Genomic DNA, 18,890 nt, shown 5'->3' with positions numbered 1-18,890 from the left:
TCACCTTCTTTTTAAATTTTCTTATCCAATATCTTGAATTCTTGCTCCACCATTCTCGCCATCTCCAGAATCTGCTTCGGAGGAAATGTGGAAACAACTTCTTTCGTGGTTTTATCCACGACTTGAACTATGATACGGTTCGTATCTTTGTAAACAGCAAACTGAACATCATAATTTGTTTCTTCGACTTTTTTATTCAGTTTATCAACTGATTCTTTTAGTTGGGATAGATCTACCTCACCTGGATGATTTGCTTTATCGTTTTGTATTTTAGAAGCTTCTTCACTATTTTTATTCTCTATATTCTGCGTCGTTCCAGCTGAGTTAACCATATCAATTTTCATGTGGCAACCCTTCCTTTATTATTAAAAACCGGCCGGCATATCGCCGGCCGGTTTAAACTCGGAATGACTATGATTATTGTAATAATTTAAGAACTGATTGGGAGGATTGGTTAGCTTGCGCAAGCATTGCAGTACCTGATTGAATAAGTACTTGTTGTTTGCTGTAGTTAGCCATTTCTTTCGCCATATCAGTATCTTGAAGGTTAGAACGAGCAGAACTTAAGTTTTCAGATGCAACTTCTAAGTTGTTTACTGTATGTGTTAAACGATTTTGAACAGCACCTAAATTAGCACGGTTGCTGGAAACTTTACTTAGAGCAGCATCAATTACAGAGATAGCCTTCGAAGCTGAACCTGCAGCACCAAGAGCAACACCAGTAATGCCTATACCGCTAGCAGTATTTTTCATATTAGCAATCTTCACAGAAATTACTTGCCCCTGATTAGCACCAATCTGGAAAACAAGAGGAGTCGTACTAGCTGAACCATTTAACAAGTTCTTAGTGTTAAATTGAGTGGTAGTAGCAATACGTTGAACTTCCGCAAGCAATTGTGTAACTTCTTTTTGAGTTTGCGCACGGTCAGAATCCGTATTAGTGCTATTTCTAGACTGTACTGCCAATGTACGCATACGTTGAAGAATAGAAGTAGTCTCAGTCAATGCACCTTCTGCTGTTTGAATCAAAGAAATAGCATTTTGTGAATTCTGAGTAGCTTGATCCAAGCCATTAATCTGAGCAGTCATTTTTTCACTGATAGCCAAACCGGAAGCATCATCAGCAGCTCTGTTGATTTTTTTACCTGAAGACAATTTTTCCAAAGAACTACTCATGCTATTTTGGCTAGAAGTAAGATTTCTCCAGGAATTTAAAGACGCAATATTAGTATTTACAACACTCATTATAATTTCCTCCTTGAATTTTAAATGTGGCATCCTTGCCAAAAATATGACTGCTGGCCAGCTGAGTCATTCAGTATTTTATACTGTCACTATATATATCGTAGCTTGTCCGCAGTCTATTAAGGGGTGAATTTGTCCAAAAAACTCGGTTTTAAAGCTGTTTTTTTCTATTTACCCTTTATTTCTCGTTTTTTCAGTTCTTTTCATTTTTTTTATCTAATTTTGTCATTTTTTCAAAAAACACAAGTCCCTCTGTATTTTGTACGGTTTGTGCTGATCGAGCATTGGAATCTTTAACAGCCTCATACAATTCTTGCCGCAATATTTGCACTTCCCGCGGTGCAGTAATCCCCAAACGAACTTGATCTCCCTGAATGTCGATTACTGTTAAAAGAATATCATTGCCAATACGCAAAACCTCATTTTTCTTACGTGATAAAATCAACATTTCAACTAACCTCCTGCTGGTTTTGCAGACATCAATTTATAGCGTGTTGTATAATTTTTATCAGAAACTAAAACTTGAAATCCAATGCCGACATTTTGATCAAGCACAATGGGTCCCATGATATTCGCAGTAATATTTTCGGGATTTGATGCTAGGTTTACAGTAACAAAGACTTTTAAATTTTTCTTATCCTCCATTTGCTCCTCGTATGCATCAGGCAAATCAAATTCATAATCCGGGATAAACCAAAATGGATTGGTAACTACCAATCCAAAATCTTTGTCTTCCAAACTCTGAAGTAAAAAAAACAGGTCATGTCCAGGTAATTCCTTTAGAATAAACTTTCTATGTTCTTCTAAACCAATTAAACCACTGGGAAAATCTATTACTTTTTGCTGAATATCTTGTGCTACAGCCATCTCTTTTTCCATTTTTCATCCTCCGGCTATGCTTTTATATTAATATATGGTTCACGTTCCATATAGATATCAACCCGTCCCCATGTAAAATTGCTAGTTACTTTTCCTTCATTGAACTTTCCATTTATATGGGCAGGAGTATATGTTCCTTTTACCGTCCCCATTTTCGCCGAAATTTCCGGGGGAACAGAAGGCATAAGACCGATTACTAATTTCTTTTCAGGGGGTTTACTGGCCTCGGCTACAATTTGCCCAGCGGAAGGTCCATGGGGTTCAGTAAATTGATTTCCTATAGAAACTCGCCGTTCAATACCTTGCAGACAAGCCTCTTTTGCCGCTTGCGCAGCAGAATCCGCAAAGGTGTATGTATCTTGTAAACCCATACTATTAAATGATGCGCGCAAATCAATGATGATTTCCGGTTGTTCAATATGTAGCGCCAAGTCAGCAGGCGTTGTTTTGATTTGCAAATCAGGTTGTGTGGTCTTTAAATTTAAATTTGGTTGGGTAATTTTTAGACCGATTTGTCCAGCCCTTTGCTCAATCTCAATCTGTCCCACAAACCATCCTCTCCTTTTATTGTGACATACTACTACTTATACAGGGACTAAGATTCAGATGGAGCTAACACTCCATCTGAATCAAGTTTTCTTTATCACATGTAATCAAGCAACGACTTAGGTAAGATGCGCGCCCCTACACCCAAAACCGCACTATAGACATTTTGCGCTTTTTGAAGATCAATACTAGCCTTAGCTACATCAAGATCTTCATTGTCCGAACGATCTGATGCAATCGTAAGAGAATCGTCTACTAAGCGATCTTTTATCGTTTGATAGGCCGACTGTCTTGCTCCTATGGAAGATTGCGCCAAAATTACCTGATTGCTAGCTGCGTCAATCGTACCCAGATCATTCGTCAAAACTGCCGCATTGCCTGATGCTGCCGTAGTACCATTTAGTACATCCTGTTTAATTTTCAATAGATCTTTAAAAATCTGAGGCTGATTTGGAGGAGTACTCGTTGTATCAATTGTCCCAAAAAGTGCTTGCCCATCAACATTAACCTTATCCCTTAGAGGATCGGCAGCTCCTGGACTGATTGTCATGGTTATCGTTCCAGCAGTAGCCACATTAGGATTTGTAATAGCATTAAATGGCAAAGCTGGATTTTTCAGTTGGCCATCATAGGTACCGTTATAGCTCACTGTACCATCTGAATTACGAGTAAAAGGTGGCGTCGTATCATTTTGTCCGCCAAAAATATATCTTCCACCCATATCAGCATTCCCGAGCTGAACCAACTCATCAATTGCCTTATCTATAATACCTGCAGCCGTTGTATAGGAAGAAGCCGGCCCTGCCGAAATCGCCTTTGAGACTTCAGTCCTTATGCTAGTCAGTACGTTTTGGATACTTATAATATTCGAATCGCTTGTCTTCATCCATGATATTGCGTCATTTGCATTTTGCGAAAACATTGTATTCGAATTCGCAGCACCACTGAATTGGAGACCTCGTACGATCCGGACAGGATCATCTGAAGGCTTATTAATATCCTTAGAAGTGGATATTTTCTGTTGTATATCACTGAGTTGCGATAGGGACTGATTATAACCAGTAAGGTATTGATTGCTGAGCATGTTACTTGTTGTTCTCATCTATTATTCACCCCTTAATTTGTAACATTTATTCTTTAACCAACACTTGTTTTGTTGATCAAAGTATCAAGCATGGAGTCCATTGTTGTCATTACTTTTGCACAGGCACCATAAGCTTGTTGATACTTAATGATGTTCGCCAATTCCTCATTCATATCTACTCCAGAAATTTGTTCTCGAGATTTAGTGGTCGCATTCACAATAACCCCTTGATTACTATTCATACTTTGCGATTGCTGTGACTGTACTCCCAAAGCACTAATCACAGAGCCATAGTAATCAGAAAGGCTATTATCACCTAATGCAGCAGAAGGTGTAGAAGGTTTTTTAACTAGCAAATTGGATAACGCAGTTGCATTAAGACCATTTGCTGTTCCTCCAGTGACGGCATTCTTATCCTGTGCGGCAATTAAATTTACTCCATTTGCAGTATAAAACGCACTATTGACTGTTAATTTACTAATCCAGCTGGTAGGGGGAATCTGAGCCGTTGGATCATTTGCCGTTAATGTATAGTCTACGCCTGTTGTGCCAAAAAAATTATCACCAGCAACGCCATTCATGTCAAATCCTTTTTTATGCTGAGCATTAAAATCCTGCATAAAAAACTGTGCCATATCATCCAACTTCTTTAAATAACCATTTGTACCACCAATTGTCTCATCTCTTAGTTTGGTCAAACTAGCAATCGAGCCATCCTTCATAATAACATTTATCGCGCCACCATTGGCAGTAATACTAGTGGTAGTATAGCCATAAGGAGGAGTGTTCGCAGTATCTTTCACTGTTAATACAGTAGCATCATTCCCTTGCACCAAGGGAATTCCACCAGCAATAGACACTGTATAGGCACCTGACTGATCTTCCGATACATTCACGCTAGTCATAGAAGACAACTGGTCCACCAAATAGTCCCTTTTATCCCGCAAATCATTTGCTTTAGCGCCGCCAACCTCCTGAACGATAATTTGTTTGTTCAATGCGGCGATTTGGCTAGTAAAATTATTGACTTGTGTAACCTGTGCATCAATTCGAGTCGATATATCGTTGGCCTGCTGAACGAGACTTGCAGCATCTTGTTGCAGCGTTTGCGCTAATGCATTGGCACTTTCACGGACAACTGTTCGAGCAGAAATCCCAGCAGTACCATCAGGATTACTAGCCAATGTTCCTAGTGCAGTATTAAATTTATTGATAACATTTTGGAGACCCGTAGTTTTCGTATCGCTAAAAATATTTTCAATACTTCCAAGATTGTCTGACTGACTCTGCCAATAGCTTTTCGTTGAATTCTGCTGCCAATACTGGGCATCCACCAAGAAATCCCTTGCTCTCGAAATGGATTGGGTCGTTACCCCAGTTCCCAAATAAGACTTCCCCGACGCAGTATAAACTGCCTCTGGTATAGTAGTAACTAAGTTAACCCTTTGTCTAGAATACCCATCCGTAGAGGCATTTGACACGTTATGACCTGCCGTATTTATATTAAGTTGTTGCGCTGCCAAACCTGAAACAGCTGTATTAAAACCGCCAAATGTTGATGTCATCACTATTCTCCTAACTAAATATTTTTGTCAATTAACCCTTTGTTTCTGCTATAAATCGTATTACTACTATTATTTTCATAAGTGGGCATTGTACTTACTCCCAAGAGAATATTCATTTTATGCCTTGAAAGATTCGATAGATGCTGGGTAATGATAGAATTGGTCTCTGTTTTCAAACGCAATTCCTCAACCAATTGTTTTAATTCTTGTGTTAGTAAAGTAACATGAGCCTTACTTGATTCATCTAGCAACGCAATCAATTGTCCAAAGGTTACTGGGCTGTCCAAAACTTTCTTTTGCAACGTAAGACGAGACTCTTCTACTATTTCAACCAGTGATGCCAGTTCTTCTTCTCTTCGAACAATCTCTTGTAAAAATGTTAGATTATTTGCATCTAACGATTTCTTTTTATCATTACCTAAGACATTCAATTCCTGATAAATAACAACCAGACGTTCCAAAATACTGATTAATTCATCAGCTACATGCTTTGTTTGGCAAATCATTAATAATCAGCCTTTCTACTTGTTTTGTGGTAGCAAAAATATACTTACACTTTATGATCAAATAAAGCCCGATTATGTGACACGGGAGGGGCACTTTGATTTGAACCATACGTGGGATCAGCCTTACTTTGAGATATAAGACTCAATGTACAATTCACAATAAGCATAGCCTGTTGTACTATTTTTTTATTTACTTCATTCAACTGAGTCATTTCCAAAATCATTTTATTATATTCTTGTTCTATATTCTTTAACTTATATAATATTTCAGAATCAGCCAATTGACTAATCTGGGACAAGGTTGGTTTCTTATCTACAAGACCATGCAAAATGGATATTTCTTGAATTACAGCCTCTCGAATTCCATTCAGTTTGGCTAACTGAAAAATCAAATTTTCTTCCTGTTTCGTGACTTCTTCTATTCTTTTTAAATCCCGTTCCACTAATGCTTCCCTTTTTTGATACCCCAATCCAAGAAGCTCTTTATATATGTTAAGAATTTCCAAAAGAACAGACACTAACTTTTCCCACTTTTCTTGCACAATATCCTCCTTAAATCAAGGTATCGACTAAGGACCGCCCGACCATTTTATCAGCGACATCTTTAGAATCTACCCGATAAGTACCTGCTTGAATTTTCGCTGACAATTCTTTTACCTTCTCTGGCCTAACATCAGACATACTAATCACACTCTGCAATACCTGGCCAAATTCTTGTACCCCTGAAGACAATATAACCTGATCTTGTCTTTTAGTAGTTTGTGCTTTTTCACTCTTCGTATTTTTCGTCACACTATTTTGCTCGCCATATAACTTAAGTACATTTTGAATTTGTTTATTTGAAATAATCATACTTTTCGCACCTCACAATCTAAACAAAAAAATCTTCCTCATTATTATTATCGACAAAAATGGCCGGGACATTAATCCCCGCCATAATTTTTTTTTATTAATTTAATCTTTAGCATTTTTTGTGTACATCCGCACACCACGTTGGGAATCCACCGAAGGTTCATCTGTTTTCCAAGTCTTTCTCACTTGTTTGGTAAAATCACTGCCACATTTAGAACATAAACGCCCTTCGTAAATAGGAGCACCGCACATATCGCAAGGATAATTGACTAAGTTTTGCCCCTCTGCAAACAAGCGACCACTTTTGAGCATACGCAATATGACTTTTTCCTTCACACCTGTTGCCTTGTGTATTTCTTCAACAGATGATTTGCCAAACTCCCGTAAATATTCACCAATCTTATGCTCATATATTTCTTCTTGTTTGTAGCACGCTGGACATAGACCACTAGGATTTTCCATAAACAATTTACCACACTCTGGACAATTTTTTACACCCACACAAATCTCCCCCTATTTAAAAAGCTATAGAAAAGTAGGATCTAACGAGTTTTTTAATGATTCAATAAATATATTTTCTGCTATCATTATAGCAATACTTTGCAATAATTCCTATCAAATCTTGACGTACTCTTTTTTTATTATACCTTTTTATATTTTTTTAGCAAGATTCTGTTGTTTTTTGCCAAAGCATAGCATAGAATATACTTTGATATACTTTATATGGAAAGGCAGTTTGCCATGGTTATGTTAACACTTATGCAAGGTCCTGAAATTTATTCTGGCGATTCGGAAACGATAGACAAAGTCATCGCCAACCTTATGCAGCTTATCCAATTGAAAAGTTCAAATTTATACTTACACAGCCAGCAGGTAGCCAACTACGCCGTTAGCGTTGCTGCCAAAATGCGTCTGCCTCGCGAGGAAATTGAACGTATTCGCTTGGCTGCTTTGCTGCACGATATTGGACATCTTACCGTTCCTAATGCCGTTTTAGCAAAAGTACCCTATCTTTCCACCCGTGAAATGACCGTCTTTAAAAATCATTGCAATGCGGGCAGCTACATGCTAGAAAATATTGCTCAATGCCAAGAACATATTCCCTATATCCGTTACCACCATGAACGCTGGGACGGTAAAGGCTATCCCAAACGTTTAAAAGGGGTTAATATCCCTCTTGGTGCCCGTATTATTTCCGTTGTAAACTATTATGACCGCTTTATCAACCCTTGCACAGAGCATTGGGAAAAAACGAAGGAAGAGGCTGTAAAAGAACTGCAAAACATGTCAGGCACTGCCTTTGATCCTGAAATTGTAAAGGCTTTTATTGAATCTTTGGGGTAAGATTATCTAGCTCCACTTGCAATTGTTAAGGCGTAGACAGATTTTGCCCCCGCTTTTTTCAACACTTTAGCGCATTCGTCTAAGGTAATTCCTGTTGTAACAATGTCATCCACTAACAAAATATTCTGATTATTAACCCTGTCAGGGCGCGTTGTGATAAATGCGCCCTTTATGTTTTGCTTTCTATCTGTTAAGGTTAGCTCCCATTGGGGGATTGTATGCTTTTTCCGCATTAATAGATCGGGCATCCAACATAAATTCTGCTCTTTCGACCACTCTTTGAAAATAAGCTCAGTCTGATTATACCCTCGCTCTTTTAGACGATCACTGTGCAGGGGCACAGGTACTACATAGTCAATCTGAGAAAGATATTTTGGGAGCTTACAGCTCGCAAGTAACCACTTAAGATGAATGGCATACTTTTTTTGCTGGCGAAATTTCATATCATGAATGATCCGCTTCAGCCCCCCTGTATATTCGCACACCGCCCTGCAGGCCGTCAGATACTTTAGGCGATGTTCTATTAGATTAATGTCTCGTACTGATAGGATATTTGCTAAACATTGCTGGCACCAGGCACCATGTTCCTGAACCAATGCCTTGCAAGAGGGACACTTTGGTGGGTAGATGATATCCACAAAGGTACTCCAGTAGTTAGTTATCATCACATGTAACCTCCTAACACACCCCGTCGCTACGCGCCCCCCCCTCTCTAGAGGGGATTTTTTCACTTCATTCCCCTCTAGAGAGGGGTCCCGCAGGCGGGGTGTGTCTTCGTACAGCCTAGGGTCTACAGTTCCTCCCCACGCAGGCGTTCCGCGAGAAGGGAGTAGCGGCGTTTGGTACGGTCGTTCATTAGGGCGGTGTTGAGGGCAGCTTTGCTGCCTAAAAGGATGACCCTTTCCTTGGCCCGTGTTACGGCTGTATATAATAAATTCCTCTGCAACATAACGTGGTGTCCCGAAATGAGTGGCATAATAACCACAGGGTATTCACTCCCTTGGCTCTTATGCACACTCATGGCATAAGCAAGATGCAGTTCCTCTAACTCGCCTCTTTCATAAATCACATCTTGCTCTGGATAGCGAACGGCTACCCTGCCATTTTGAATACCTGTAATAAAACCAATATCCCCGTTATATACCCCTTTGGTATAATTATTTTTCATTTGCATAATCTTATCCCCTTCTCTGAGGACTTGATTGGCACCAGAAACAGAAGCTTTACCATCGCTTTCAGGATTCAAAGCCTGCTGGAGCAGCTTGTTCAAATTTTCCACACCACACACTAGCCTGTGCATAGGGGCCAATACTTGCACATCATAGGAAACATTAAAACCTTCTTTAGGAAGCACATCACGACATAGTTCCACAATAGACTGAGCTACTGCATCACTATCATTAATTTCTTTAAACTGAAAATCATTACTGCTTTTAAAATCAGGCAACATTCCTCGGTTAATCTGATGGGCATTCATGACAATCATGCTTTCTCCTGCCTGACGAAAAACTTCCGTTAAACGTACGACTGGCACCGTTGTGGAACGAATAATATCCTTGAGTACAGACCCTGGGCCAACTGCTGGCAACTGGTCTACGTCACCTACTAAGATAACGCGGCAGCCATCAGGTATCGCTTGAAGAAAATGATTCATCAAAGAAATATCCATCATAGAAACCTCATCAATGATGACAACTTCCGCATCTAAAGGGTCCTTTTCATTGCGCATAAATAAAGGTGCGCCTTCCGTCCCGCCAGTCGATTCTAGCAACCGATGTACTGTCATGGCCTCTCGGTCCGTAGCCTCATTTAGCCGTTTTGCTGCTCGTCCAGTAGGTGCCCCTAAGAGCAGCTTGAAACCTTGATCTTCTAGTACATCTAGCATGCCCCTGACAACTGTGGTTTTCCCAGTGCCTGGCCCACCCGTCAACACTAATACCCCATGGAGCAAGGAAGATAGAACCGCTTCTCTTTGGGCCTCAGCCAAAGTAATCCCTGACTGCCTTTCCCAGCGATCAACAATAGCCACCAGGTCTTCATCAGGCGCCTGTTTCGCCCTATCCTTCAAACGCAATAACCGTTCCGCCACTCTTTTTTCCGCATAGTATAAATGACGAGGATAAATAAGGGTCATGCCATGAAAATCTTCAACACATAAGCTATCATCTTGAATTAACTGGGATACACGCCTAGCTACATTGATAGGCTCAATCAATAAAAGCTTGGCAGCCTCCTGCACCAATATGTCCTCGGGGACACAGCAGTGTCCGCCTTGGGAAATCTGTAATAATGCAAAATCAATCCCCGCCGCAATCCGTTCCTCATGGTCCCGCTCTAACCCTAACGACATGGCAATCTGATCCGCAGTACGAAAGCCTATCCCTTGTACTTCTTGGGCTAAACGGTAGGGATTCTCCTGTAATACGCTAATTGCCAAAAATCCATATTGAGCAAAAATTTTACCGGCGTAGGCCCCTGTTACTCCGTTCATTTCCAAAAATAGCATGACCTCATGCATTTCAGATTGTTGGGCATACGCTTCGTGAATGGCCTCCGCTTTTTTCTTGCCAATTCCCTCTATTTCTTGTAACCGTTTCGGCTTTTCTTCAATTATTTTTAAGGTATCAAGACCAAACTGTTTTACTAGCCGTGCCGCCATAGCTGGACCAATGCCTTTAATAGCACCAGAAGCCAAAAAACGTTCAATGCCCTTTACACTGGCAGGTGCTACTTTCTTGTAACTGGCGGCTTTAAATTGACGGCCAAAACGGGCATGCTCCGCCCATTCCCCAGTTAACTCCAACTGTTCACCGACCAAAGGCACCAGCATACTGCCTACAACAGCTACAGACCCATTTTCGTTAGCTGGTTTTAGTTTAAAAACGACAAAACCATTGTCAGTATTTTGAAATATGATATTTTCTACAGTACCTTCTAAATATTCCACGGCGTTCTCCACTCAATATAATATATCTTTTTTATTCGCAGGTTTCTGCTTAAATCCTGCTGGTGGCATGAAATAAGAACAATAATGACTAGACAGACAGAGCATTTCGGTGTATCTTTAAAAGAAATGTGAACCATAGAGGTACAAAGGACACAGCGATTTCTACTAATTATGTGCCTTGTGGTTTAAAATTATTTACAAAGGGGTTTTATCAATGACTACTTACAATACAACAGGCATTTGTGCCAAAGAAATAAATTTCGACTTACAGGACGGAATTGTCCGCAATGTAAAATTTAATGGCGGCTGCCCTGGAAACCTCCAAGCTATTAGTTCCTTATTAGAAGGCATGCCTGCTGATGAAGTGGTAAAAAAACTCAAAGGTATCACCTGTGGATCAAAAACAACTTCTTGCACCGATCAGTTAGCAACTGCTTTACTAGAACAAATGAAAAAATAAATAAAATAAACGAAAAACCCGAGAGCATCATTTACGATACTCTCGGGTTTTAGTTTGCCCTATAATTTTGTCGCTATGATTTTAGCCAAATCATTAATACTACCAGTCAACTGCTCCAATTTCCCTTCGATGCGTACCAAAAGGTAAACGCTAATCACCGCAGGAAATCCATAGTTAGCTGCATAGGTTAGGATTTGATCCATATCTTTAGCCTCCTTTACCTAATGCTACGCTAATACCGCCGTATCTTTGCTAGCCATACGAGCCTCCACTACTTGCGCGAAATCACCCGTTTTACTAGTAAAAATATTCTTAGCGACAATGTCTTGCATAATCACCTTAACTTCTGCTAATGTCAAATTTTCTTTGGGATCTGCAACATTCAAAGTCACTTCCTTACCGCTGGTATTGCGGAAAACCATTTCCAGGGTTTTTGCCATCTTACATCACCTCCTTCTTACTTCAATTCAGTTTCAGCATGTTAGCCATTTACCAAGTAACAATCATCTTGTCGGCTGATGGCTATTACCGCATGAGTTTGTAGCCCAGCAATTCCTTGAGCCACGGCATACACATCCGCGTCACTCGCGCTAGCCTTTACGTTTTTGTAACTCCGCTGACGCTGAATTGGCTCTCCGCTTGCATTCACACCATTTTCCACTGTGATAACCATTTTGCTTGTTTGTGGTACTTTATCGACTGCCATATCTCTCACCCCCTTTCACTGGTATACATTCCAGCGCAGAGGGTTTTTAAACGCGCCACACCACGCTGCCGCAAATTAAATACAGCTTGTACTGTAATTCCTAGCTTAACCGCTGCATCTTTTAAGGTGCCGCGCTCCACAACCGTTTGCAATATGACTTGCCGCTGCTTGTCGGGTAAAGCTGCTACAGCAGTCATCAATTGCTGAGATAGCCACTCTAATTCTACCTCCTGAGCCACATTGGTCTTATCCGGCAGCTGGGCGAAGGCATCCAACTCCTCATCCTCTGCTGCACCTTCTAAAAGAACTTCCTCTTGCCAACGGCGACGCTCTTTTTTAAACAAATTCCAAATAGCGAATTTAACTTTACTATCCACATAACCAGCAAAATGAACACCACACTTTTCATCATAAGACTTCACCGCCTGAACAACGGCTAGCCAGCCTTGTGCTGTTGCCTCCTCGACAATAGGACGTAAATGGGGCTTATTGGCATGCTTCTTCACTAATCCTGTGAAGCGACTGCATACTTCCTGAAAGGCTTGCTTATCACCAGCTTGAGCTGCTTTGACTAATTGACCTAATTCCATTTTTTCTCACCTTATGGCGAGAAACCGGTTCCTCTTAAATTAGCGCTTGATTCACTCTACCACGCCAATTTGGGCAAAACAAAAGCCGACCTATGTGTCTCTCGACACACAAGTCAGCCTAAAAAGATATAGGAAAGAAAGTAGTACGGTTTATTTAACCACAGAGGCGCAGAGAACGCAGAGGAATTTATTAATCTCTGTGTTCTCTGCGCCTCTGTGGTTATTTTTACTCTCCGCCTTCTGTTAACTCTACCCAAGCATCATACTTCTCTGCCAGGGTAGTTTGGGCTTGGCTGTATTCCTCGGCTAATTTGCTGCTCGCCTCTGGGTCACCATGACTGGCAGGATCGTTTAGACGATGCTCAAGGCCCTTGATCTCTAATTCTAGCATTGCAATCTCGCCTTCTAGCTTTTGCAAATTCCTTAAGTTTTTTTCTGGATCTGCCTTACGCTGTCTAGGTTTCTCCGTTTTCTTGGCACTGGCCTCCACTTTAACAATTGGCGTCTGCAAAGCAGCAGCTGCTTTTTGATTCGCCAGCTTTTTCTCCCGATAGTAACTATAATTCCCCGCATACTCCGTTAACGAACCATCAGCCAATTCCACCATACAATTGGCCACTTTATCAAGAAAATATCGATCATGAGATACGGTAAGGAAAGTACCGGGAAAGCTTAGAATTGCTTCCTCTACTGCTTCTTTTGCTGGAATATCAAGATGATTGGTCGGCTCATCCAAAATTAAGAAATTGGCTCCCGTCAACATGAGCTTCAGCATGGCAAGCCTAGACTTTTCTCCGCCACTTAAATCACCAACGATCTTAAATACCTCATCCCCTCGAAATAGAAAAGCCCCCAGGTAATGCCGTGCCCGTTCTTCGCTAAAACCATATTCCATCATAATTTCATCGATGATTCGATTTTTCCCATTCAGACCTTCATGTTCCTGAGAAAAATACCCTACCTTGACTCTGCTACCAAGTTTGACTCTACCGCTGACAGGAGCCAATTCACCAGTCAATAATTTTAATAAGGTAGTTTTGCCTGCACCATTAGGCCCTACTAGAGCAACTCCATCTCCCTTACGAATAAGCAGAGACAGTTTTTCGAAAATTTTTCGTTCTCCATAGGCCGCTGCTACTTCTTCTAATTCCGCTACTCGCTCGGCACATTCACTAGGAGGATTGAAACCAAAAAAATCAAAACGGGCAATGTCAGCAGGCAATACAATTCGTTCCAAACGTTGCAATTGTTTTTCCCGCCCTCTGGCTTGCTTAGACTTGATTCCCGCCCGATACATCGTAATATATGCTTGTGTTTTGGCAATATGGTCTTGCTGCTTTTCATACGCATTTTCTAAGGCTGCCATACGTTCCGCTTTCTGCTGCATATAAGAAGTATAGTTCCCTTTATAAGCAGTTAGGGCCTTATTTTCTAATTCAATGACCCGATTCACTACTTTATCAAGAAAATAGCGGTCATGAGAAATAATGAGTACGCCCCCTGGATATCCTACGAGAAAATCCTCCAACCACTCAACCATTCCAATGTCCAAATGATTTGTCGGCTCATCCAAAAACAAGAAATCTGGTTGGCGAATTAGCGCCCTTGCCAAACAAATTCGTGTCTTTTGTCCACCAGAAAAGGTTTCAATCCGCCTTGAAAAATCCTCGCTAGTAAAACCTAAACCAAAAGCAACTCGGCGAATGATATTTTCATATTCATAGCCCCCACCTCGTTCAAAGGTTTCGACTACTTTAGCATAGTCCTTCATCAGCCCTTCTAAAGCAGTTTCCTCTTTGGTTACAGCAATGACCTGCTCTAGCTCATGCATTTTCCTCTGACAGGCTAAGACATCCTCATAGGCTGAACACAATTCTTCATAGAGTGTCCCTTGGCTTAAACTAGCATCCTGCTGTACATAACCAATTGTTTCACCAACGGGCACCGCTACCCGCCCGCCATCAATGGACTCCAGACCGAGTAAACAACGCATCAGCGTCGTCTTGCCTGTACCATTCGCCCCGATGAGGCCAAAAGTATCTCCCCGCCCTAGCTCAAACGCTACATCTGTAAATAATGTTTCAATACCAAAAGCCTTATGCAAGCCTTCTACCCGCAATGTTCCCATGTATCCACCTCAAACAAACCCCGCAAGGCTGTACTTATTCTTATAACATTATACTCGGCAACTGTAGGACCTGCAAGGGATGAAGACGGAAGAAAATAACCGCAGAGGCACAGAGAACACAGAGCGGGCATATTTACCCCACCATCTCTGCTTCCTCTGCGCCTCTGCGGTTAAAATCTTTTCTACCTACTACTCAATTGTACAAATAGCATCTGGGCGACGTACTAATAAAGCTGTTGTTTCTAGCACTCTGAACACATGATTCATGTTAGTAGGTCCCATGTAAGAAGTCGTCATATCTTGACCAACTGCCAAGTTTACATTATGACCACCAGTCGCTAATACGACAGCCTTATTACCACTAATTGTGTTGGAATAATAAACCCCACCACTAATTAAAGCTTTCACCTGGTCTAATTCAAGCATGCCAGTATTTCCATACACTCGTACCATACGGCCGAAAAGTACAGGGCTCACTACCATAGCATAAGGACCATAATGTCCAGCTTCACTTAAAGCACTTACCGCTTTTACTGCATCTGCCAAAGCACTGCCTGGCTCATCCCAATTGCTGATTTTCACAGTCTTACGACCCTGAACATTCATCAAACCGACTTGGCCAAGTTCTTTATTACCATTAAAAATAAGATTGTCTTCTTGAACTGCTACATAGTTGGCAGCGACTGCAGCCGTACTCACATCAAGGGGTAATCCCATATGACGGTCGGCTTCCACATCACGCCACATAATTTTAAAATCTTTATAAAGCATAGGTACGCTAGTAGTAGCACGAGAACTAGGTGCTACGATAAAATCGTCCTGCTCTCCCACCATATCAATACCCGTTGAAGAAGTTCCACTAAAAACGGAATAAGGAATGGTATAGACTCCAGGGCCCATAGGTCCAAGAACTTCAATTACTTTCCGGCCTACTAACATACGACGAGCCGTAGTAACTACAGCCTCATCAATTTTTGACCATTCAGCCTCCGTCAACGGTGCTGAATCGCGATCTAAAATATCCATAGTTATCTCTCCTCTCTTTTTAATCTATTTTTGTCCAAACATATTGCCAATTGTTGCTACTTTTTCATCCACTTCTTTTGCGCCTTCATTTACAACACGTTGTTCGGGGGCCATTGTATGGTCCTCGGCAAATTTCTCCCGTTGAATCATGTCAATGCGAGCTAAAAGATGAGTAATCTCAGCGACATGCTCTTTTTCGTCATCCCGAATATGTTCTAATAATTCTCTAACTTCCTCATTATCAATCTTATCAATATGAGCCTGGTATTGGTTGATTGCTTCCAATTCTCCTACGAGATCTTCGCGTAACCAGATCAATACTTGTTCTAATCCAGAATCCTTGGTTCCTTCATTTGCGGTTTTACCATAAGCCATACATATCAACCCCTTTTTCGAATTAACAATAGAACCCTCAGCCACAATTCCCAAAAGCAAAATTGAGGCTAAGGGTTTGTTTGTTATTATTCTTTCGACACAACCCATGAATTTCCTGTAACTAAACTATTATTTATTATTATTATTTATTAATATTCTTCATTACTTGTCTCTATGACACGACATTTCACTTCATCACAGATCATAGAGCAAAATGGACATCGTACTATATTATCATGATAGGAAGAAAACATACCACCACAACGATTGCATCTGTAACCTTCCTCTACATTGTCCAGTCGTTCATTCAACATGATTTTTCCCTCCTTATTCCCTCATTGCTATTCAGTATGCGACAGAATAAGACTTACTATACAAAAAATCCCTTTATTCGATGACTAAACCGCTCTAAAACTCCCCTTTTTTTCAAGTGGGAGTTAAGAGTGGCTACGTCCCTGGATAAGAAGGGCTAAGATTCAGATGGAGTTAAAATTCCATCTGAATCAAGTCTTCTTTATTAATTTCCTTGTCATTTCATCCAATTTTTGTTATTATAAAAACAAAAACATCGAACACATGTTCGATTTAAAGGAGCTTTTTATGTTAGAGAAAATGCCAAATTACAATCAGATTGCCGCCATACTTCCCCGTTATACCAACGCTGGCGATACTACTACGATCATTACCACTGACGGACAAGAAATATCAACTAAGACACAAATTCGAACAATCTTGCGCCGCTTGGCTCACAGCCGCTCGAAAGATCTGATCGCGCTAAGAGAGCATACAACCCGCGCAACAGGACGACGCGTTCTACAGCCGCTCCCCTTAGCCCCTGGACTTGTCCTCTGTCCGGTTAAAACTAGAATTCCTCGCATTACTGGAGACACGAGTACAGGCTACGTCAATTACCATGCCGTAACTGGCGTAGCCGAAAATAGCCTTATTACTTACCAAGCCATTGTCAGTCTTACAGGTGGTACGAACATTCCTGTTCTTTGGACTTCAGATACAGTTAATAAACATCTACAATCTGCTAGACTGGCAATTTCTCACACCGTACAATCCCCTGATGCCCACCCTGACCTTATGCCTATCGCACAAAAGTTGGTGGAGATTATCTATGATATTTTAGTGCTGAAACATAAGAAAGAATGAAAGCACACGATGGAGCTTTAACCGCAGAGGCGCAGAGAACGCAGAGGAGAGGTTGGATTATTGCATTATAATTCCCCTCAGTGTACTCTGTGCCTCTGCGGTTCATATTCCGAATCCCATTATCTGGCTACCCGCTTGACCATAACTTCTTGATAGTCTTGACGAAGGAGACCACAAACTGCCACCATAAAATCCTCGGCACTCATTCGGTTGGCTAAATCCATTACATGAACCACGGCACCACGGCACAAAGCAATGGCCTCGCCCACAGGGCGTATACCAGTAGGAAATGACATTATACTAATATCTGGGAGTTCTTCCGCTAGTCGCTCTAAAATGACTGATGTCAAATCATCCAAACTTACATCTACTACTACAATATCACAATCAACCTCGGCCCGTTCTATTTCATGAGCCAAATACCGCAGCAAGCCTTCCACTCTATAATCTAAATCTTTTACCACGACCAAAAAACTACAACTTGGCACAGATATGAAACGCGGGGCAAGCCACCATTTCCAAAGATCCCGAATAAAATACCAAATACCGTACATGGCCAGTGATAACAAAATTACACTCATCGAATAAGAAAAAAACAAAATATCCTACCCCCTTCATTATGGGATAGGATATGATATGCAAATAATATATTAGAAGTGCAAGGAGCGTTAAAATGATTAAACCACAAAAGTACAAAGGACACTATAGAACGCCTCCTTTGTGCGACGCGATAGTTGGCATTGTATCTTTGTGGTTCAATCATTTTTTGCATTTACTCTAGAGTAACAATCTTATTTTTTATCGCATAAAGTACCGCCTGGGTACGATCATTTACAGAGATTTTGCGAAAAATACTCGTCAGATGATTTTTAATGGTTTTTTCACTCAAAAACATAGTCTTGGCAATATCTAAGTTGCTTAAACCCTTGCAAACCAATTGCAGGACTTCCAGTTCTCGGTAAGTAAGCCCCTCTTCCCTACGATGCTTTATACTCGTCAATGCCTCAGGCGTCTTTTCATGACAACGACTGATTTCAGAGAATAAACTCTTAGCCAAGGTAGGATAGATATAAGACTCACCATTATATACCTTACGAATCGCCGTTACTAACATTCCTGGTTCAATATCTTTTAGTAGATAACCCGCCGCGCCAGTTCTTACTACTTCTAGTACATAACTTTCGTCATCATGCATGGTCAATACAATAATCTTACTGTTTTGCTGCTCTTCTGTGATTCTTTTAATCACTTCCAGACCATTCACTTTTGGCATATTTATATCGAGCAAAAGAATATCCGGTGCTAGGGTAATGGTTTTCGCGATTGCTTCTTCCCCATCACTAGCTTCACCAATTACCTGAAAATCTGGTTCTAATTCCAGAATATTGCGAATTCCTTGCCGTAATAGGGCATGATCATCTGCAATCATAATGCTAATTGTCATAACCACCACCACCACCTTCTTTGTGTAAAATTCTA

At 40.9% G+C, this 18,890-nt stretch carries 26 protein-coding genes; 3 read left to right on the top strand and 23 right to left on the bottom strand.

Going from position 1 to position 18,890, the window contains the following annotated elements; genetic code table 11:
* Window positions 1–11 precede the first annotated feature (11 nt).
* From QSJ81_RS22485 to QSJ81_RS22435, 11 genes are all read right to left on the bottom strand, one after another.
* On the bottom strand, window positions 12–344 hold the full coding sequence (locus QSJ81_RS22485) for a flagellar protein FlaG (protein WP_285719589.1): 333 nt from the start codon (window positions 342–344) through the stop codon (window positions 12–14).
* 73 nt (window positions 345–417) lie between these two features.
* Window positions 418–1,245, bottom strand: a complete 828-nt coding sequence (locus tag QSJ81_RS22480; RefSeq protein WP_285719588.1) for a flagellin N-terminal helical domain-containing protein — start codon at window positions 1,243–1,245, stop codon at window positions 418–420.
* A 193-nt stretch (window positions 1,246–1,438) separates the two neighbouring features.
* Window positions 1,439–1,693, bottom strand: a complete 255-nt coding sequence (gene csrA, locus QSJ81_RS22475) for a carbon storage regulator CsrA (protein ID WP_285719587.1) — start codon at window positions 1,691–1,693, stop codon at window positions 1,439–1,441.
* Between the two features lie 5 nt (window positions 1,694–1,698).
* A complete protein-coding gene (gene fliW, locus QSJ81_RS22470) occupies window positions 1,699–2,124 on the bottom strand; it encodes a flagellar assembly protein FliW (protein WP_285719586.1) in 426 nt (141 codons plus the stop codon).
* A gap of 14 nt (window positions 2,125–2,138) precedes the next feature.
* On the bottom strand, window positions 2,139–2,672 hold the full coding sequence (locus tag QSJ81_RS22465) for a DUF6470 family protein (protein WP_285719585.1): 534 nt from the start codon (window positions 2,670–2,672) through the stop codon (window positions 2,139–2,141).
* 95 nt (window positions 2,673–2,767) lie between these two features.
* On the bottom strand, window positions 2,768–3,772 hold the full coding sequence (locus QSJ81_RS22460) for a flagellin N-terminal helical domain-containing protein (RefSeq protein WP_285719584.1): 1,005 nt from the start codon (window positions 3,770–3,772) through the stop codon (window positions 2,768–2,770).
* Between the two features lie 35 nt (window positions 3,773–3,807).
* On the bottom strand, window positions 3,808–5,319 hold the full coding sequence (flgK, locus tag QSJ81_RS22455; RefSeq protein WP_285719583.1) for a flagellar hook-associated protein FlgK: 1,512 nt from the start codon (window positions 5,317–5,319) through the stop codon (window positions 3,808–3,810).
* A gap of 14 nt (window positions 5,320–5,333) precedes the next feature.
* Entirely contained in the window at window positions 5,334–5,825 is a 492-nt protein-coding gene (flgN, locus tag QSJ81_RS22450) for a flagellar export chaperone FlgN (protein WP_285719582.1), read from the bottom strand.
* Between the two features lie 44 nt (window positions 5,826–5,869).
* Window positions 5,870–6,367, bottom strand: a complete 498-nt coding sequence (locus QSJ81_RS22445; RefSeq protein WP_285719581.1) for a flagellar protein FlgN — start codon at window positions 6,365–6,367, stop codon at window positions 5,870–5,872.
* 10 nt (window positions 6,368–6,377) lie between these two features.
* The gene (gene flgM, locus QSJ81_RS22440) at window positions 6,378–6,677 is read right to left on the bottom strand and encodes a flagellar biosynthesis anti-sigma factor FlgM (RefSeq protein WP_285719580.1); all 300 of its coding nucleotides are present in this window, start codon (window positions 6,675–6,677) and stop codon (window positions 6,378–6,380) included.
* A gap of 102 nt (window positions 6,678–6,779) precedes the next feature.
* Window positions 6,780–7,178, bottom strand: a complete 399-nt coding sequence (locus QSJ81_RS22435; protein WP_285719579.1) for a flagellar protein — start codon at window positions 7,176–7,178, stop codon at window positions 6,780–6,782.
* A gap of 240 nt (window positions 7,179–7,418) precedes the next feature.
* Between QSJ81_RS22435 and QSJ81_RS22430 the strand changes: the two genes are divergently transcribed.
* The gene (locus QSJ81_RS22430) at window positions 7,419–8,021 is read left to right on the top strand and encodes an HD-GYP domain-containing protein (protein WP_285719578.1); all 603 of its coding nucleotides are present in this window, start codon (window positions 7,419–7,421) and stop codon (window positions 8,019–8,021) included.
* Window positions 8,022–8,023: 2 nt separating this feature from the next.
* On the opposite strand, the gene QSJ81_RS22425 is transcribed toward QSJ81_RS22430, so the two are convergent.
* Both QSJ81_RS22425 and recD2 read right to left on the bottom strand, forming a co-directional pair.
* On the bottom strand, window positions 8,024–8,686 hold the full coding sequence (locus tag QSJ81_RS22425; RefSeq protein ID WP_285719675.1) for a ComF family protein: 663 nt from the start codon (window positions 8,684–8,686) through the stop codon (window positions 8,024–8,026).
* Window positions 8,687–8,811: 125 nt separating this feature from the next.
* The gene (gene recD2 / locus QSJ81_RS22420) at window positions 8,812–10,968 is read right to left on the bottom strand and encodes an SF1B family DNA helicase RecD2 (RefSeq protein ID WP_285719577.1); all 2,157 of its coding nucleotides are present in this window, start codon (window positions 10,966–10,968) and stop codon (window positions 8,812–8,814) included.
* 214 nt (window positions 10,969–11,182) lie between these two features.
* Between recD2 and QSJ81_RS22415 the strand changes: the two genes are divergently transcribed.
* A complete protein-coding gene (locus tag QSJ81_RS22415; RefSeq protein ID WP_285719576.1) occupies window positions 11,183–11,428 on the top strand; it encodes a TIGR03905 family TSCPD domain-containing protein in 246 nt (81 codons plus the stop codon).
* 59 nt (window positions 11,429–11,487) lie between these two features.
* Here QSJ81_RS22415 and QSJ81_RS22410 read toward each other — a convergent pair whose 3' ends face one another.
* The 8 genes from QSJ81_RS22410 to QSJ81_RS22375 all read right to left on the bottom strand — a co-directional run bounded on the left by QSJ81_RS22410 (window position 11,488) and on the right by QSJ81_RS22375 (window position 16,567).
* Entirely contained in the window at window positions 11,488–11,631 is a 144-nt protein-coding gene (locus QSJ81_RS22410; RefSeq protein ID WP_285719575.1) for a YvrJ family protein, read from the bottom strand.
* Window positions 11,632–11,655: 24 nt separating this feature from the next.
* Window positions 11,656–11,868, bottom strand: coding sequence for a DUF2922 domain-containing protein (locus QSJ81_RS22405; RefSeq protein WP_285719574.1), 213 nt, complete (start codon window positions 11,866–11,868; stop codon window positions 11,656–11,658).
* 41 nt (window positions 11,869–11,909) lie between these two features.
* The gene (locus QSJ81_RS22400) at window positions 11,910–12,134 is read right to left on the bottom strand and encodes a DUF1659 domain-containing protein (protein ID WP_285719573.1); all 225 of its coding nucleotides are present in this window, start codon (window positions 12,132–12,134) and stop codon (window positions 11,910–11,912) included.
* Window positions 12,135–12,139: 5 nt separating this feature from the next.
* A complete protein-coding gene (locus tag QSJ81_RS22395) occupies window positions 12,140–12,724 on the bottom strand; it encodes an RNA polymerase sigma factor (protein WP_285719572.1) in 585 nt (194 codons plus the stop codon).
* Between the two features lie 226 nt (window positions 12,725–12,950).
* Window positions 12,951–14,852: an ABC-F family ATP-binding cassette domain-containing protein gene (locus QSJ81_RS22390; RefSeq protein WP_285719571.1), complete on the bottom strand. Its 1,902-nt coding sequence runs from the start codon at window positions 14,850–14,852 to the stop codon at window positions 12,951–12,953.
* Between the two features lie 189 nt (window positions 14,853–15,041).
* A complete protein-coding gene (locus QSJ81_RS22385) occupies window positions 15,042–15,878 on the bottom strand; it encodes a family 1 encapsulin nanocompartment shell protein (RefSeq protein ID WP_038673873.1) in 837 nt (278 codons plus the stop codon).
* 24 nt (window positions 15,879–15,902) lie between these two features.
* The gene (locus tag QSJ81_RS22380) at window positions 15,903–16,253 is read right to left on the bottom strand and encodes a demethoxyubiquinone hydroxylase family protein (RefSeq protein ID WP_285719570.1); all 351 of its coding nucleotides are present in this window, start codon (window positions 16,251–16,253) and stop codon (window positions 15,903–15,905) included.
* A gap of 149 nt (window positions 16,254–16,402) precedes the next feature.
* Complete coding sequence (locus tag QSJ81_RS22375) at window positions 16,403–16,567, bottom strand: hypothetical protein (protein WP_173406233.1); 165 nt, start codon at window positions 16,565–16,567, stop codon at window positions 16,403–16,405.
* Window positions 16,568–16,853: 286 nt separating this feature from the next.
* On the opposite strand from QSJ81_RS22375, the gene QSJ81_RS22370 reads away from it, so the two are divergent.
* Window positions 16,854–17,411: a hypothetical protein gene (locus tag QSJ81_RS22370; RefSeq protein ID WP_285719569.1), complete on the top strand. Its 558-nt coding sequence runs from the start codon at window positions 16,854–16,856 to the stop codon at window positions 17,409–17,411.
* 119 nt (window positions 17,412–17,530) lie between these two features.
* On the opposite strand, the gene QSJ81_RS22365 is transcribed toward QSJ81_RS22370, so the two are convergent.
* Together QSJ81_RS22365 and QSJ81_RS22360 are read right to left on the bottom strand one after the other, a co-directional pair.
* Window positions 17,531–18,010, bottom strand: a complete 480-nt coding sequence (locus tag QSJ81_RS22365; protein ID WP_285719568.1) for a hypothetical protein — start codon at window positions 18,008–18,010, stop codon at window positions 17,531–17,533.
* A 173-nt stretch (window positions 18,011–18,183) separates the two neighbouring features.
* On the bottom strand, window positions 18,184–18,855 hold the full coding sequence (locus QSJ81_RS22360; protein WP_285719567.1) for a response regulator: 672 nt from the start codon (window positions 18,853–18,855) through the stop codon (window positions 18,184–18,186).
* Window positions 18,856–18,890: the final 35 nt, after the last annotated feature.

It is taken from the genome of Pelosinus sp. IPA-1 (assembly GCF_030269905.1).
GTDB lineage: Bacteria > Bacillota > Negativicutes > DSM-13327 > DSM-13327 > Pelosinus.
This window is presented reverse-complemented; position numbering and strand designations above follow the sequence as displayed.